Origin of the sequence: Pedobacter sp. PLR, assembly GCF_026239675.1 — a bacterium.
Classification (GTDB): Bacteria; Bacteroidota; Bacteroidia; order Sphingobacteriales; family Sphingobacteriaceae; genus Pedobacter.
In genome coordinates this window covers 45,948-61,260 of the sequence record NZ_JAPIVQ010000011.1, presented here as the reverse complement: position 1 = coordinate 61,260, position 15,313 = coordinate 45,948, and the positions used below count along the sequence as shown (strand labels likewise).

The following is a 15,313-nucleotide window of genomic DNA, read 5'->3' as shown; positions in this document are numbered from 1 at the left end:
GAGGCTAATTCTGATACGGTCTACACCGATTCGGAATTAGCCTTTTAGCGAATAAAACCATTACCAATGAACTTATTGATTTATAAAACCCAGGAGGAATTACAACAGGATTTAGTAGATTATATTGTTGCGATCGCCAATAAAGCGATTGAGGAACAAGGCTATTTCAATTTTGTATTGACCGGGGGTAACTCTCCAAAAGAATTGTACCATTCGCTGGCTACAACCTATAAAGATAAAATCGACTGGACTAAAGTATATTTCTTCTTCGGCGATGAACGAAATGTAATGCCTGATCATGAGAGCTATAATGGCTTAATGGCAAAAAGAGCAATGCTTGACCTGTTAGAGATTCCTGCAAACCAGATTTTCTATGTGGATACTACACTTGCTCCTGAAAAGGCAGCAATTGAGTACACGAAGGCAATTAATGCGCATTTCGAAGGTGCAGACCTTTGTTTCGATCTGATTTTATTAGGTATGGGTGATGATGCACATACCGCTTCCCTGTTTCCAGGCACCTCTATCCTGAACAGTAAAGAAGTAGAAGTGGATTCTGTATTCGTTGAAAAACTTTCTACGTACCGCATTAGCTTTACGGCTCCACTGATCAATAAAGCGAAAAACATCGCGTTTTTAGTGTTTGGTGAGAATAAAGCCAAAGCGGTGAAACATGTGATTGAAGATCAAAAGAAAAACCCTAAATTATATCCTACACAGTTGATTAATCCAGTTGACGGTAGCGTAACCTGGTTCCTGGATGATGCTGCCGCAGCATTGTTAGACCATTAAGGTTTTGTAGTTAACGGTATGGAAAGGCCGGCAGTCATTTTATGGCTGCCGGCCTTTCTTGTTTTACTCATCCGGTATCTCTGTGTTCAGCGGTTTATTTTCCTTAACTGCAGCATATTGTTCCTTTTTTTTTACTGTGTGGTCTTTTGAGGACATCTTTCCCCAAAAACTAGTTATTTGGCTGGGGTTTTAAGGAATTATCCACGTTCCAGAATTAAAAAACCTGAATAGAGTTATTGCTATTTTTGAGAACTAAGCAAAATAAATTTCAATACTTTTCATTTAAAGAGAAATAAATCACAAAAAACACCTCCAAAAGAGAATATTAAAACTTCTCTACTTCAAACAGGAATAAATCGCTAAAATATTAGGGAATTAATGAACAAACTGAACGGCTATTAAACCCGTAATCTCTATTAAGTTTGAGGCAACATAAATAAAAAGTTGTTTTATTTATCCGCAGGGTAATAAAATAACTGAAACCTCTCATAAAATGTCGCTGTTCAGTTTGAAAAACATAGGTAGAAATTGTTTTTTGTTACTGTTAACTATAACGTTAATAGTGACCTGGGGAGGAGATGTGAAAGGGCAGCAGGTATATGCACAATATGTTGGGCCAGCATTATTGAATGCTGACGGTTTTGGTGGAGAAGGTGGAGTTAAAGGTGCCTTGGGAAGTGCTGGTACCAAAGGAACTTTTTCCGTTACATCCCCGGCATTCGCTAGTGATGCTGATCTCACAAATTCTGCGGCCCTTGCAGCAGCAAGTGGCACATCTGGAACAGGAGTTGGTGGAGGCAAAGGTGCCGCCTCTTATGCTTTTATAAATCTGTTTTTTACTGGTGCCAATACACCAATAGCTCAAACACCTATTATTATTAAACTAACCGGAGCTAACTTAACCAAAATAAAAGTTCAAGGATACAATAGTACAGGAGTAGCCGTTGGTCTTGCCTCATTATTTTCCACCCTTCCCATCACATCTTCCGGAGACTATGTATTTACGCCCACTCTTGCTTGCAGTTCTATAAGAATCACAGTTGACACCGATGATACTGGTTTGCTTGGAATTACATCAACAAACTCTGCTAATCTTTATTATGCCTACATGCTTAACCCGACTTGTAGCCCGGCAAACTATACAACCGTAGCTACACCAGGAGTAAGTTTGGGAGGTGGAATTTTAAGGCCCAAAGAAGCAATTGATGGAGATCTCAGCACATATTCTACATTCGATTTTGCAGTATCACTTTTAACCTCATTTAAACAAACAGCCTATTTTTCCTCCTTATCAAATCCCGGTGATGCAGCAACAGTAACCTTCTCAATATCCCCGGCCGCATTAGTAAATTTAGATCTTCTTAGTGATTTAAGGTTAACATTTTATAATGGCACAACTAAAATAGAACCCACTGTCGGATTAAGCTCATTACTTAGATTAGACCTGTTGTCACTAATAAAAGCTGGAAAACCATATACAGTATCAGTTGTTCCATCTGCCATTTTTGACAGAATCGAGGTTTCGACTAGTGCCGTCCTGAGCCTTTTAACCGCTTTTAATATCCACGAAATACAACGTACGCCCCATAAACCTGAATTCCCTTCACCTGCTTCACAAAATGTAACTATTTGCGCAGGAAACAAGGCTACATTAACGGCGACTCTTCCATCAACTGGAAATGAATTAAGGTGGTATGAAACTGTTTTTGGTGGCACAGCTCTAACCCCTGCTACAGAAAACACATATGTTACCCCTTCCTTATCACAAACAACAACATACTATGTTGCTACGGCGAAATCTGGATGTACTGCTGAATCTGAACGTGTTCCGGTGATCGTAACGGTTTTACCCAAGCCACACTCAGTTCCAATAAGCCCTCAAGTACCAAACTAATAAACTTATAAATTTTAAATAAAAAAGTTATGAAAACAACAATTACAATTTTCAGAAAAGTAGCCCTTTTAATCGTGTTTACTTTATTAGCGCATTTTTCCTATGCGGCGACAACTTATTATGCTTATTTAAACAAAAATGTAACAATTAATGCTGCCACCACTAATCTTGCTGGATACAAATGGACAGTAGTTGACCCTTCAAATAGTGCTTCAGTAATTACGGGTCAAACAACCAGTGCCTTTACTCATCCATTCACTGCTCCCGGAGAATACAAAGTAAGAGTAAGTGTGCAAGATGTAGTAGATGGTTGTTGGTCAGACCCGGATTTTGCTCAGGATATAACTATTTATGTACTCCCGGCATTTACCGTAACCATCACTGGAACCAATGCCTACTGTAAAAACGTTGAAGCAGATGACAGGTCAACACTAACTGCAGCAATCAGTTACGGCTCGGAAACTGCTCCTCCAACCGTAATACCTGATCTAACAAAAATTGAATGGTTCAAGCCAATAGTTAATGATAATATTATCACTAGCCTGACAAAAGTAAGCACTGGCGAAACTTACCTGCTTACTGAGGTTGTAGTTGGTGCCCATTACTATGTAGCAACCGCGAAATACAATCTACCAGCCAACACATTGATTTCAGCAAGTGATGATAGTGGTGTAGTTAAATCTAGTGCATTTACAGTTACAATCAAGAATACTCCAACTGCTCCGATAATCAGTCCAGTACTTGTAGCTAACTAATAGGTCATTAATACAAATGTTTAACAGGAAAACAAGTCTTACGTTTAGTATGTTGCTGCTCGGTGCAGCAACATGCTTTGCGCAATCTGATACCCCACAGGAAGTAAAAGTTCCTGTGGGGTATTCATTAATCCTGAAAGCAAACACTAATGATGCAACGAGTTACCAATGGATAAAAAATGGAACCGAAATTAATAATGCAAATCAATCAGAATTTAAAGTTACAGAAGAGGGAAGGTATAGCGTTATAGCCTTCAACTCGCTTGGATGCGCATCATCGATTTCTACACCGGTTAAAGTCACAATTGATCCGGGGGTCACTATCTCTGCAGATGTGATGATCACCAAAAGTTCAGAAAAGAAATCAATTACCGTAAATGACGTTTTTGAATACCAGTTACAGGTAAAAAATAATGGAGCCGGAGTGGCTAATCAGGTCAGAGTCCAGGATATCCTTCCTGAGAACATGGTTTTAGAACAGCTCCTTAATCCGACGCTGGGTTTGGCAGATTATACACCGGGCAGCAGAACTGTACTTTGGGAAATTAAGAAACTGGAGAACGGAGAATCAGCGAGCCTGAGAATAAAAGTAAAACCATCACAACCTGGTATACTGGAAAACACGGCCACGGTTACAGCGACTGAAAACGACCCCAATCTGGCAAACAACACTTCTACAGATCGTAAATCGGTCTCAGATTTATTTATTCCCAATGTATTTACACCAAACGGCGATGGAAAAAATGATGCGCTTACCATTACAGGGCTCGAAAGATATCCTGAAAATGAACTGAGTATTTTCAATCGCTGGGGCTCATCTGTGCTGGAGAAAAAGCCATACAAGAATGATTGGGATGGCTCTCAGCTTACAGAAGGCACTTATTTCTACCTGCTAAAGGTTAAAATGGCCAATAATACCTGGGAAGTCTACAAGGGGTTTGTCACTATAATCCGTTGATAATATAACACTCCAAACATGAAGTTTTATTTTCTCTTACTACTTACCTGCTGTATCACCATAGGGTTAAAAGCACAGCAGGATAGCCAATTCACGCAATACATTTTTAATGGACTTCATATTAACCCTGCGTATGCGGGTACAAAAGGAGACCTTTATGTACAATCTTTTTACCGCGCTCAATGGCAAGGGATAAAAGGTGCCCCTAAAACCTTTTCTATCGCGGCAGATGATGCTTTTAAAGAAGGCAAAGTCGGCCTGGGAATGATCATTTCAAATGATCAGATCGGTGCACAAAGTAACCTTAGCGCTTTTGCAAATTACGCCTATCACTTAAACCTGAATGACAATGAATCCTCTACCCTATCCTTCGGATTGGCCGCAGGAATGATGCAATTAGGCATAGATGGCAGCCAGCTCCAGACGATCAACCCGGGAGATATTACCATACCCTACGCCTCACAAACACAAGTTTTCCCGGACGCCAGATTAGGTGTTTATTTTTCCAATGACAATTACTATGCAGGATTTTCTGCAACAAACATCCTTGCAAAGTATATGTCAAACAGCAGAGATGGAGAACTACTGATTCCTGTACCGAAGCCTCATTTCTACCTCACAGCAGGTGCATTGTTTACGATCAATGAGGATGTTAGATTTAAACCTTCCTTTCTTATAAAAGACGACATTCAAGGACCAACCTCTCTGGATCTAAATGCCTTCTTCCTGCTTAAAGAAAGAGTTTGGCTGGGTGGTTTCTATCGATCTTCCTTTAACATTCACAATCAAAATCTTCAAAAGGACTTACCTGCTAATAATTCAATCGGCTTGATCACTGAAATCTTTGCCACTCCGGATATCAGAATTGGTTATTCTTATGATTATTCTATCAATAAGCTGCAAAGCTATAATTCAGGGAGCCATGAGATTTCTGTTGGTTTTTACATCAATAAGAAAGAGAATAGAAAAGATTACAGACGAAACAGAGAAACCAGATGTTATGATTTTTAATTATCCGGAACGCATTTAATTGAAAAATCCGGCTACTTAATTAAAAGCGCCGGACTTCGTTTGTTGGTTAATTTAATGCCAATGTGTGTTTTGATACCATTGGAATCTTGTATACCTAAGGTATTTTTTAGGATTAAAAACCAGTATTTTGCGTTAAGTTTTCATTTAATGTCCTTTCTGTTTCAGGAACAGGCATCAGCAGGTATTTATCATCCAGCGTAATGTTATGTATTTTCAGCTGTTGCTGCTTCATTCGGCCAAGTCTCAACAAATCATATCTTCTTTGTCCTTCAGCAGCAAATTCCCAGCCTCTTTCGTCCACCAATGCGCTGATAAAGTCCTCTTTCCCGGGTGTGGTTATCGGAGTTAATGGCAATAATCCGGCTCTGTTTCTAACCGCATTGATCCCATTGAACTTATTAGGATCGCCACTATTCAATTGATTCATGGCTTCCGACTGCATCAATAACACGTCAGCATAACGCAGGATCACCCAATTGTTTCTCGCGCTATTCCCTTGTCTGGCGGGATCAGTGAACTTTAGGTAATAGAAATTAGCAGTCCCAGGAACCACGCCAATTGTTGCCGCTTTCCTCAGATCCGTATTCGAATAAGATAAAGCAAAAGCATTTTCCACGTAGAAAGCCTCGTTTCCATCATTAGGAAACACGGATTTAGGCAAATGCATCCTTGGCGTAATCGTCCCTGTACTTGGCGCCAGACCAAATTGCACGACAAAAATTTCTTCTTTATTAGTCGCTTTCTTATCAGGATTAAAGACATCGGCGAAAGGCAGCAAAGTATATACCCCCGGACTCACCGCAATCACCTTATTACAAGCCGTTAGTGCATCCTGGTAATCTGTAGCTTCTGCCGCAGCCGTAGCTGCTCTGGTCAGGTATACTTTTGCCAGTAAAGCACTTGCAGCACCACTGGAAACGCGTCCTTTACTTGCCGCAGGAATCTTATCTTCTTTCAGACAGTTAGCCTCAGCAAATTTCAAATCGGTTATAATCTGTGCGTATACTTCTTTTATAGGTGTTCTGGATGGTTTCAAATTGTCAGAACCTTCCGTTGCCTTTATGATTAAAGGCACATCACCATAACTCCTGATCAGGTCGAAATACGCTAATGCACGTAAAAACTTAGCGTTCCCGGCAATGTTATCTCTTATTACAGGTGTAATCGGGCCCTTTTCTACGTTTTGAATCACATCATTCGCACGGTTAATCAGCACATAAGAGTTGTTCCACCAATTGCTCACCTCCCCGTTGGTGGAAGTATAGGTCTGACTATACAACTCCGGCCTGTTGGTTTGAGGCAAACCTACTTTCATTTGATCGCCCGTCAGGTCATTTAAAACCCATACCGTACGCCCATAATATTGCTGTGCCTGCATTACGCTCGTCACACCGTTTAAAGCCGCATAAGCGTCGCCTTCCGTTTTATAAAAGTTATCCTCAGAAATAAAATCATAAGCATCCTCCTGAAGGAATTTCTTACAGGACGACATATTCAGCAGCACCATAACGGCGATTAATATATTTATCTTTTTCATTATCTTTTCTTAATAGGTGATCAATTAAAAGCCCAGTCTGATGCCGGCAGTATAGGTTCTTGTGGTGGGATAAGCGTTATAATCTGTGTTTAAACTTAAGCCATTGCTAAGCCCGAAAGAATTTACCTCAGGGTCATAACCGCTATAATTGGTAAAAGTGACCAGATTGGTACCCGTCATGAAAATGCCGGCAGACTTAATGGTTTTACCCAGTCTTTTGCCAATGGCTAAGTTGTAAGCAAGTGACACTGTTTTCAGCCTTAAAAAGCTACCGTTTTCGACTACATCACTGGTTATGCCGGTTCTTCTACGCAAGGTACTGTTGGCTTTCGGAATGGTATTACTGGTATTCGGACCACTCCACCTGTTGACCACAGAGGCTAGTTTATTGGTCGTAATATCACCGGATTCCATCTCATACCTGTTCAGATTTAAGACTTCATCGCCCTGCACACCTTGTATGAAAATATTCAGATTCAACCTGCCATACGTGAAATTATTGGTAATCCCATAAATGAAATCTGGTTGCGCATGGCCGATAATTTCACGGTCTTTCGCATCAATTACGTTATCACCGGTAAGGTCTGCATACCTTGGATCTCCTGGTAATACCCCTTTAATACCGCTGGCATCGATCTCTGCCTGAGTTTGCCAGATCCCCAAAAAGCGGTATCCGAAGAAGGAACCGATTGATTCCCCTACTCTCAATATGCTGGTCCCACTATTTCCGGAAGGGAAAAGCGCGCTGCTTGCATCTCCTACAAAACGTTCTTTTTCTCCGGCCAGGTCGGTCACTTTATTTCTGTTCATAGAGAAATTAAGGTTGGTACTCCACTGGAATTTTTCTCCAATGATATTCTCCGTGTTGATCGCTAACTCAAAACCTTTATTCGATACCCCTCCGGCATTCAGCAAAATACTGCTGTAACCAGCTGTTCTTGGAATCGACACATTTAGTAACAGATCTTTCGTTTTTTTGCTATAATAATCGGCGGTTAAAGAGATCCTGTTGTTGAATAAAGCAAGATCTAAACCTATATCAAATGAAGCAGTAGATTCCCAGGCCAGATCAGGATTCGGGATGTTATTTGGCGATACGCCCACCACACGATTGCCACCCAATGTTGCGCCATTAACGCTGTAACGCGCAATTGACTGATATGGATCAATCTCCTGGTTGCCGGAAACCCCATAACTGGCTCTCAATTTCAGGTCGCTCACAAATGGCAGTGTTTTCATGAAATCTTCTTCAATGACACGCCATGCAATCGCTCCTGAAGGGAAATATCCCCATTTATTATTAGCACCAAATTTCGAAGAACCATCTGCACGCATCGTGAAAGTAACCAGATATTTATCCATCAAGCGGTAATTGACACGGCCAAAAAAGGAAGCCAGATTGTTTTTTACCTTCCCGGAGCCCGGCACCAGCACATTTGCACCGATTCCGATATTATCTGCGCCCAATACATTGGTGAAGAAATTATTACTCGCCGCAAAGAAATCATTATTGTAAAATTCCTGCATACTGAATCCACCGATCACATTTATCGCATTGTTTTTATTGATTTGTTTATCGTAAGTCAGCGTATTTTCATTTACCCAACTCACATTATCTGCATATTCTTTTCTGGCTGCCCCAAGGGTATTACTACCCACAAAAAGGTCTGAAGGCACATAGAAATCTCTGGTTTGCAGATTGAAATCCGTCCCAAAAGTTGATTTCCATTTTAAACCTTTAATGATTTCATATTCTCCATAGAAATTCATTAAGCCGCGCAGGTTTTTGTATCGGTTAGTGGTCTTATTAGCATACGCAACCGGATTTCCTATGGCAAAAACGTAACCTGTGGGGCCGTTTTGAACCGTATAATCGCCGTTTGTGAAGACCGGAACTGCCGGATTGATCCTTAGGGCTTCCAGTAAAACACCGCCATTGGAACCACCACTGGTATTCACCAATGCACGTTTATCGAGGCCGGCGGTAAGTTGTGAAGTAAACCCAAAGTTTAGTTTCTCCCCTACTTTTTTATCCAGATTAAACCGGACAGACGCTCTTTTATAACCGGAATTGATGATAATCCCCTCCTGATCAAAATAGTTCATGCTCAGGTTGTATTTAGTATCCGTCGTTCCTCCGATAAAATTAAGCTGGTAATTGCTGATTGGAGCGGTTCTGAAAATTTCATCCTGCCAATCTGTTCCCTTGCCTAAAGCGGCAATTTGCGCATCGGTATAAGGCAAAGCTTTTGCAGAGGCCGGAGTTTCAATATTCGTCAGCCTTTGTACGTCATTCAGGTAGTTCCCATATTGTGTAGCATCCATCATCTTGTAAGGGTTTCTTACTTTTTGAAGGCCATGATAAGCTTCGAAATTAATGGACGACTGACCCGCAGCACCTTTTTTAGTGGTCACAATGACCACACCATTTGCCCCTCTACTTCCATAAATTGCAATAGAAGAAGCGTCTTTCAGGATGTCAATGGACTGGATATCGTTTGGATTTATCGAGCTTAAATTCCCCGCTCCAGGGAATCCGTCGATGACAAATAAAGGTTCATTGCTCGAATTTATGGAGTTGGTACCACGGATTCTCAAACTTACGGTCCCTCCGGGCTGAGCTTGTGTTTGTGTCACCTGTACCCCACTCGCACGACCTTGTATCATTTGATCAACGCGGGTTATCGGTACATTTTCCAGGCTTTTTGCCGTAATAGAAGAAACTGCACCCGTCAGGTCTTTTTTCTTCTGGGTACCATAGCCAACAACTACGATTTCATTTAAATCGGTATTGTCTTCTGCCAGGGTTATATTTATTTGCCCTTTGGCAACCGTGTAGTTCTGTGTGATAAAACCTATGCTGGTAAAGACAAGCAGGTCGCCGGTTTTAGCGGCTATAGAAAATTTACCCTCGGCATTAGTCAAAGTGCCGGCTCCTGAGCTTTTAACTTTTACGGAAACTCCGGGAATAGGATTGCTGGATTTATCTTTAACCGTCCCTGTGACCGGTCCGGTTTGTGCAAATGTAATCATGCAACAGAATTGCAGAAAAGCAATAAGAAGGGTGATTCTTTTCATCATATTATATTTGGTTTTGGTTATTGGTTATTGGTTATTCGTATTGTTTGTTCTTGGTTGGTTGTTGTTGGTTAAGAGCAGCTGGTTTTTAGCTGACTCTTCCTGTTGTTTTTCTTCCTTACATTTTTGTTATGACCATCCTTCTCCTCTTATATCCTATCTGGAGATTAGAAGATTTCAATCTTTAAAAGAAGATATTTGCGTTATTTTTTTGTTGGTGCTCAAATATTACAGCAAGAGATCAGTATGGAAAAACTTCCAATACAGCTGGATACTTTTTCGAAAAGTATCGGTTCATGAATTTAATATTTGGTGTTACAATGTAGGAATCAACGGGCTTATCAAGGGGTGAAATTCTTAAATCATTAGGATGAAAATTATAAAACAAGTTAAAAACCAAATCTTTAATCTCCTTGTTATTAACAACAAGGGATAAAATTCATGGAAACTAAAGTGGAAATACTTATTATAGGTGCCGGTCTGTCCGGATTAACTGCAGCACTTCATTTTTTAAAATCAGGGTTCCCGGTTACCTTGATCGAAAAAAGCAGCTACCCGCATCATAAGGTTTGTGGTGAATATTTATCAAATGAAGTATTGCCCTATCTGGAATGGCTGGACCTGGATTTGAGCTCCCTGTCTCCTGTACCTATTCATCAATTTCAGTTTTCTAGCAATGACGGGAAAGTCCTGCAAACCGAATTACCTTTAGGAGGCATTGGCATCAGCAGATATTCATTAGATCATTTTCTTTTTCAAGAGGCGATTGCCAGAGGTTGTCAAATGATTCATGATACGGTGACAGACCTTAGTTTTGAAGATGACTTGTTCAGCGTAAAACTGGCCAGCCAGCAATTGATCAAAGCCAAAGTTGTGATTGGCGCTTATGGTAAACGGGATGGCCTCGATCAGAAACTATCCCGCAATTTCATTCAAAGAAAATCTCCATGGCTGGCTGTAAAAGCGCATTATGAAGGTTCATTTCCTGATGATTTAGTCGCAATTCACAATTTCGATGGCGGCTATTGTGGCGTTTCAAAAGTAGAAAATAACAGGATTAACATTTGTTACCTCGTAGATTATAATTCTTTCAAAAAGTACAAAAGCATTCCGGAGCATCGCCTGGAGGTTCTCTATCAAAACCCTCATTTAAAGAAAATATTTGAAGGTTTAAAACCTCTGTTTGAGCAACCGATCGCCATTGGCCAGATCTCTTTTGAAAAGAAATCATTGGTAGAGAATCATATCCTCATGATTGGCGATACTGCCGGATTGATTCATCCCTTTTGCGGGAACGGGATGGCTATTGCGATTCATAGCGCCAAAATTTGCGCATCATGTGTGATTGCCTATTTTGAAAAAGGAGCTTCATCGAGGTCTCAAATGGAGTGGCAATACCGAAGATTGTGGAATCAACAATTTCTGAGTCGCATAACTGCTGGAAAAGTAATGTCAGGAATTCTGAGAAAAAAACAACTGACCAGCAAATTCATGCGTATATTAATAAAATATCCATTTTTATTGTCAATGATGATTAAGCAAACCCACGGAAAACCGATAATGATTGCCGGGGAGATTAGCAATGAACTGACAGAAAACCGATAACGATTACCAGGAGAAACGATCATACAGCAGCCCGAAATATCTAAATTAAATGATAGATACCCGTTACAGAAGCGATTTGCCGGAAATCATGGATAACTTTTCCATGGAAGGAGAAATATTAAAAGATGCACTTGACAAAATAGCTGGTATTAACCAATTATTGGGGGGTAATAAAGTGACACTTGTTGGTGTCAAAGAATTGCTGAACTATGTAAAACTGCATGATTCTGTAAAAGTGGAATCTTTCAAAAAAGCAATTCCTACTCCAAAAACAGTGTATTCCGCAAAAGTAAAGCCCGAAGAAACCACCGAAATCAGCATTCTTGATGTAGGGTGTGGAAACGGAGATATGTTACGTGTTCTGGCTGATTACGCCAATAGCAATCATTTAAAATTCAAGCTTAAAGGAATCGATGCCAACGCCTTTACTGTTCAACATGCGAGTCAATTATCATCTGCTTATGAAAACATCAGCTATGAATGCGTTGATGTTTTTCAAGAATCCGCGCTACCTGAGCATTATGACATTATTTTATGCACCCTCACTTTACATCATTTTAAAGACCCCGAAATTATCCAGCTGCTTACGATATTCCGCGAAAAAGCAAGGCTAGGCATCGTCATTAATGATTTACAACGCAGTGCCATCCCCTACTACCTGTTTATCGCGTTGTGCTTCGTATTCAGGCTCAATAAAATGTCAAAAGAAGATGGCCTCATTTCTATTTTAAGAGGATTTAAAAGAAAAGACCTGGAGCAATATTCCAATCAATTGAAACTAATCAACACATCTATCCGATGGAAATGGGCTTTCCGCTACCAATGGATCATTCCTACAATATGAGTGTAAAAATTATAGCAGTCGCCAAGTCAATTCCAGAATTTTCCAGAACCACAGCGGAAATCATTCCATTCTTAGACACCTGGTTGTCCGGGCAGGAAGAGCGTTTCCAAAGAAAAGTAAAGAAAGTTTTTGAAAACGCGATGGTCGACCAAAGGTATTCCATCATGTCTCCGGAAGAAGTTTTCGGAAATGCTTCGTTTGAAGAAAGGAATGACATTTACATTCGTGAAGGCATCAAGCTTGGCACAAACTGCCTGCGGGATGCCCTGGAAAAAGCCAGCTGGCAAGCCAGAGACCTGGACTATATCATTACCGTAAGCTGTACCGGGATCATGATTCCCTCCCTGGATGCTTACCTGGTCAATGCTTTAAACCTTCGTCAGGACATTGTGCGCCTTCCGGTAACGGAAATGGGTTGTGCAGCAGGGATTTCCGGCATTATTTACGCCAAGAACTTTTTAAAAGCAAATCCGGGAAAACGCGCCGCAGTCGTTGCGGTAGAATCGCCAACATCTACCCTTCAACTCCATGATTTTTCCATGGCCAATATGGTGAGTGCCGCTATTTTCGGCGATGGTGCCGCCTGTGTCTTATTGTCTTCTGATGAAAATGAAAATGGTCCTGAAATCATTGGAGAAGAAATGTATCATTTTTACAATTCCGAACAGCTGATGGGTTTTCATTTGAGTAATACAGGTTTAAAAATGGTCTTAGATGTAGATGTCCCTGAAAACATAGCGGCCCATTTTCCAGAAATCATTCATCCTTTTCTAAAGAAACATGATTTACTTTTAGAAGACATCGATCATTTGATTTTTCATCCGGGTGGCAAAAAGATCATACAGGTGGTAGAAGAACTCTTCGGCAATTCCGGAAAAAACATCCTGGATACCAAAGAAGTACTGCGGCAATACGGGAATATGTCCAGCGCAACGGTGTTATATGTCCTGGAACGTTTTATGGATAAGAAACCTTTAAAAGGAGATCTCGGGCTAATGCTCAGCTTCGGACCTGGTTTTTCTGCCCAGAGAATATTATTAAAGTGGTAACTTTACCAGACAATTAAGATAAAGATAATTGAGATAAACATGAACAAAGAAGAAATCCTAACCCACTTACCTTATAGCAAACCGTTTTTATTTGTTGACGAACTATTGTCTATCGACGAGAATGGTTCTGTCGGGACTTATACTTACGATAAAGATCTTGATTTTTACAAGGGCCATTTCAAGGATCATCCGGTAACACCAGGTGTGATTTTAACAGAAACTATGGCACAAATCGGTTTGGTATGCCTTGGTATTTACCTGACGGCAACGGCAGCTTCCGGTCTTCCGGGACACGTGATGTTAACCTCCACAGCTATCGATTTCATGAAACCGGTTTTCCCCGGAGAGAAAGTAACCGTAACGACTGAAAAGGTATATTTCCGTTTCAAAAAACTTCATTGCAATGTACAAATGACCAATGCAGCCGGAGAAATCGTTTGTAAAGGAACCATTTCAGGAATGGTAACCAATAAAATGAATGGCTAACAGGGTTGTCATAACGGGTATGGGTGTGGTCGCACCAAATGGAGTCGGTTTAGCTCCTTTTCTTGAGGCTATCCGCGCCGGTCGTTCCGGCATCACCCATCATCCGTTATTAGAAAAACTTCAGTTTTCCTGCCAGATTGCAGGTACTCCTGTTCTTTCTGACGCATTAATTGCCAACTATTTCTCGGAACTGGAACTGAGGAACTTCAACAGTTCCGGTATCATGTATGGCGTCATCGCCGCCATGGACGCCTGGAAAGACGCAGGACTAAATATTGAACAATCCGGAGAACCCGACTGGGACAGCGGAACGATATTTGGCAGTGGTACTACGGGAGTCGACAAATTCAGAGAGGCCATTTACAAAATAGACGACTTACAAACCCGTCGTTTAGGTAGCAATGTGGTCGCGCAAACCATGGCCAGTGGCATCAGTGCCTACATTGGCGGCAAACTCGGACTTGGTAACCAGGTCAGCAGTAATTCATCGGCTTGTACAACGGGCACAGAAAGCATTTTAATGGCTTATGAGCGCATTAAATCCGGTCAGGCGACAAGAATGCTTGCGGGGAGCACCAGCGACAGCGGGCCTTATATCTGGGCCGGATTTGACGCTATGAAAGTCTGTACGTTTAAACACAATGAAACTCCTGAATCAGGCTCCAGACCAATGAGCGCCAGTGCCAGTGGTTTTGTGCCCGGAAGCGGTGCAGGGGCATTTGTACTGGAATCTTTGGAAAGCGCCCTGTCCAGAGGGGCAGGAATCTACGCGGAAATATTAGGTGGAAATCTGAATTCCGGCGGCCAAAGAGGCACAGGAACCATGACTGCCCCAAATGCAATGGCTGTTCAACGCTGTATCCGCACTGCAATTCAAAATGCTGGTATTCAGGCCAGCGATATCGACTTCATCAACGGACACCTCACTGCTACCTCAAAAGACAGTTTAGAAATTCAGAACTGGTGCGAAGCTTTACAAAGAAGCGGCGAAAACTTCCCTTTTATCAACTCTTTAAAATCAATGGTTGGCCACTGCCTCAGTGCCGCCGGCAGTATCGAATGTGTGGCTTCCCTATTGCAAATGCAACATGATTTTATTGCCCCAAACCTCAATTGCGAAGACCTGAATCCGGAAATCACTGCACTGATTTCTTCATCCCGCATCCCCCAAAAAGCAAGCCCGCATCCCATCCGTATCCTTGCCAAAGCCAGTTTCGGTTTTGGAGACGTAAACGCCTGTATCATTTTTAAAAAACATATTAGCACCTAATCTGTTTGTAAGA

Annotated in this window: 12 protein-coding genes; 10 read left to right on the top strand and 2 right to left on the bottom strand. The window is 41.3% G+C overall.

The annotated features are described in order from the left end of the window. Positions 1-66 precede the first annotated feature (66 nt). From pgl to OQX61_RS22605, 5 genes are all read left to right on the top strand, one after another. On the top strand, positions 67-792 hold the full coding sequence (gene pgl, locus OQX61_RS22625; protein WP_265844103.1) for a 6-phosphogluconolactonase: 726 nt from the start codon (positions 67-69) through the stop codon (positions 790-792). 508 nt (positions 793-1,300) lie between these two features. Next, positions 1,301-2,686, top strand: a complete 1,386-nt coding sequence (locus OQX61_RS22620; RefSeq protein WP_265844102.1) for a hypothetical protein — start codon at positions 1,301-1,303, stop codon at positions 2,684-2,686. Between the two features lie 29 nt (positions 2,687-2,715). Continuing rightward, on the top strand, positions 2,716-3,441 hold the full coding sequence (locus OQX61_RS22615) for a PKD domain-containing protein (protein WP_265844101.1): 726 nt from the start codon (positions 2,716-2,718) through the stop codon (positions 3,439-3,441). Between the two features lie 16 nt (positions 3,442-3,457). Further along, positions 3,458-4,399, top strand: coding sequence for a gliding motility-associated C-terminal domain-containing protein (locus tag OQX61_RS22610; RefSeq protein WP_265844100.1), 942 nt, complete (start codon positions 3,458-3,460; stop codon positions 4,397-4,399). An 18-nt stretch (positions 4,400-4,417) separates the two neighbouring features. Then, on the top strand, positions 4,418-5,410 hold the full coding sequence (locus tag OQX61_RS22605) for a type IX secretion system membrane protein PorP/SprF (RefSeq protein ID WP_265844099.1): 993 nt from the start codon (positions 4,418-4,420) through the stop codon (positions 5,408-5,410). A 133-nt stretch (positions 5,411-5,543) separates the two neighbouring features. Here OQX61_RS22605 and OQX61_RS22600 read toward each other — a convergent pair whose 3' ends face one another. Together OQX61_RS22600 and OQX61_RS22595 are read right to left on the bottom strand one after the other, a co-directional pair. Then, positions 5,544-6,968 (bottom strand): RagB/SusD family nutrient uptake outer membrane protein, encoded by a 1,425-nt coding sequence (locus OQX61_RS22600; protein ID WP_265844098.1) that lies wholly within the window; start codon positions 6,966-6,968, stop codon positions 5,544-5,546. Positions 6,969-6,992: 24 nt separating this feature from the next. After that, entirely contained in the window at positions 6,993-10,049 is a 3,057-nt protein-coding gene (locus OQX61_RS22595; protein ID WP_265844097.1) for a TonB-dependent receptor, read from the bottom strand. A 438-nt stretch (positions 10,050-10,487) separates the two neighbouring features. Between OQX61_RS22595 and OQX61_RS22590 the strand changes: the two genes are divergently transcribed. Genes OQX61_RS22590 through OQX61_RS22570 form a run of 5 tightly spaced genes read left to right on the top strand, consistent with a single transcriptional unit; the run spans position 10,488 to position 15,300 of the window. Further along, complete coding sequence (locus OQX61_RS22590) at positions 10,488-11,651, top strand: NAD(P)/FAD-dependent oxidoreductase (protein WP_265844096.1); 1,164 nt, start codon at positions 10,488-10,490, stop codon at positions 11,649-11,651. 49 nt (positions 11,652-11,700) lie between these two features. Then, positions 11,701-12,495 (top strand): methyltransferase domain-containing protein, encoded by a 795-nt coding sequence (locus OQX61_RS22585; protein ID WP_265844095.1) that lies wholly within the window; start codon positions 11,701-11,703, stop codon positions 12,493-12,495. After that, a complete protein-coding gene (locus OQX61_RS22580) occupies positions 12,492-13,544 on the top strand; it encodes a type III polyketide synthase (RefSeq protein ID WP_265844094.1) in 1,053 nt (350 codons plus the stop codon). Before OQX61_RS22585 ends, OQX61_RS22580 begins: the two co-directional genes overlap by 4 nt. A gap of 39 nt (positions 13,545-13,583) precedes the next feature. Next, positions 13,584-14,030 carry a 3-hydroxyacyl-ACP dehydratase FabZ family protein gene (locus OQX61_RS22575; protein WP_265844093.1) on the top strand — a complete coding sequence of 149 codons (447 nt, stop codon included), beginning with the start codon at positions 13,584-13,586 and terminating at the stop codon, positions 14,028-14,030. Further along, complete coding sequence (locus OQX61_RS22570) at positions 14,023-15,300, top strand: beta-ketoacyl-[acyl-carrier-protein] synthase family protein (protein WP_265844092.1); 1,278 nt, start codon at positions 14,023-14,025, stop codon at positions 15,298-15,300. The genes OQX61_RS22575 and OQX61_RS22570 overlap by 8 nt, the downstream gene beginning before the upstream one ends. Positions 15,301-15,313 lie beyond the last annotated feature (13 nt).

Excerpts from the sequence above, each read along its gene's own strand:
- pgl (WP_265844103.1), top strand. The coding sequence starts at position 67 with ATGAACTTATTGATTTATAAAACCCAGGAGGAATTACAACAGGATTTA.
- OQX61_RS22615 (WP_265844101.1), top strand. The coding sequence starts at position 2,716 with ATGAAAACAACAATTACAATTTTCAGAAAAGTAGCCCTTTTAATCGTG.
- OQX61_RS22610 (WP_265844100.1), top strand. The coding sequence starts at position 3,458 with ATGTTTAACAGGAAAACAAGTCTTACGTTTAGTATGTTGCTGCTCGGT.
- OQX61_RS22605 (WP_265844099.1), top strand. The coding sequence starts at position 4,418 with ATGAAGTTTTATTTTCTCTTACTACTTACCTGCTGTATCACCATAGGG.
- OQX61_RS22600 (WP_265844098.1), bottom strand. The coding sequence starts at position 6,968 with ATGAAAAAGATAAATATATTAATCGCCGTTATGGTGCTGCTGAATATG.
- OQX61_RS22595 (WP_265844097.1), bottom strand. The coding sequence starts at position 10,049 with ATGATGAAAAGAATCACCCTTCTTATTGCTTTTCTGCAATTCTGTTGC.
- OQX61_RS22590 (WP_265844096.1), top strand. The coding sequence starts at position 10,488 with ATGGAAACTAAAGTGGAAATACTTATTATAGGTGCCGGTCTGTCCGGA.
- OQX61_RS22585 (WP_265844095.1), top strand. The coding sequence starts at position 11,701 with ATGATAGATACCCGTTACAGAAGCGATTTGCCGGAAATCATGGATAAC.
- OQX61_RS22580 (WP_265844094.1), top strand. The coding sequence starts at position 12,492 with ATGAGTGTAAAAATTATAGCAGTCGCCAAGTCAATTCCAGAATTTTCC.
- OQX61_RS22575 (WP_265844093.1), top strand. The coding sequence starts at position 13,584 with ATGAACAAAGAAGAAATCCTAACCCACTTACCTTATAGCAAACCGTTT.
- OQX61_RS22570 (WP_265844092.1), top strand. The coding sequence starts at position 14,023 with ATGGCTAACAGGGTTGTCATAACGGGTATGGGTGTGGTCGCACCAAAT.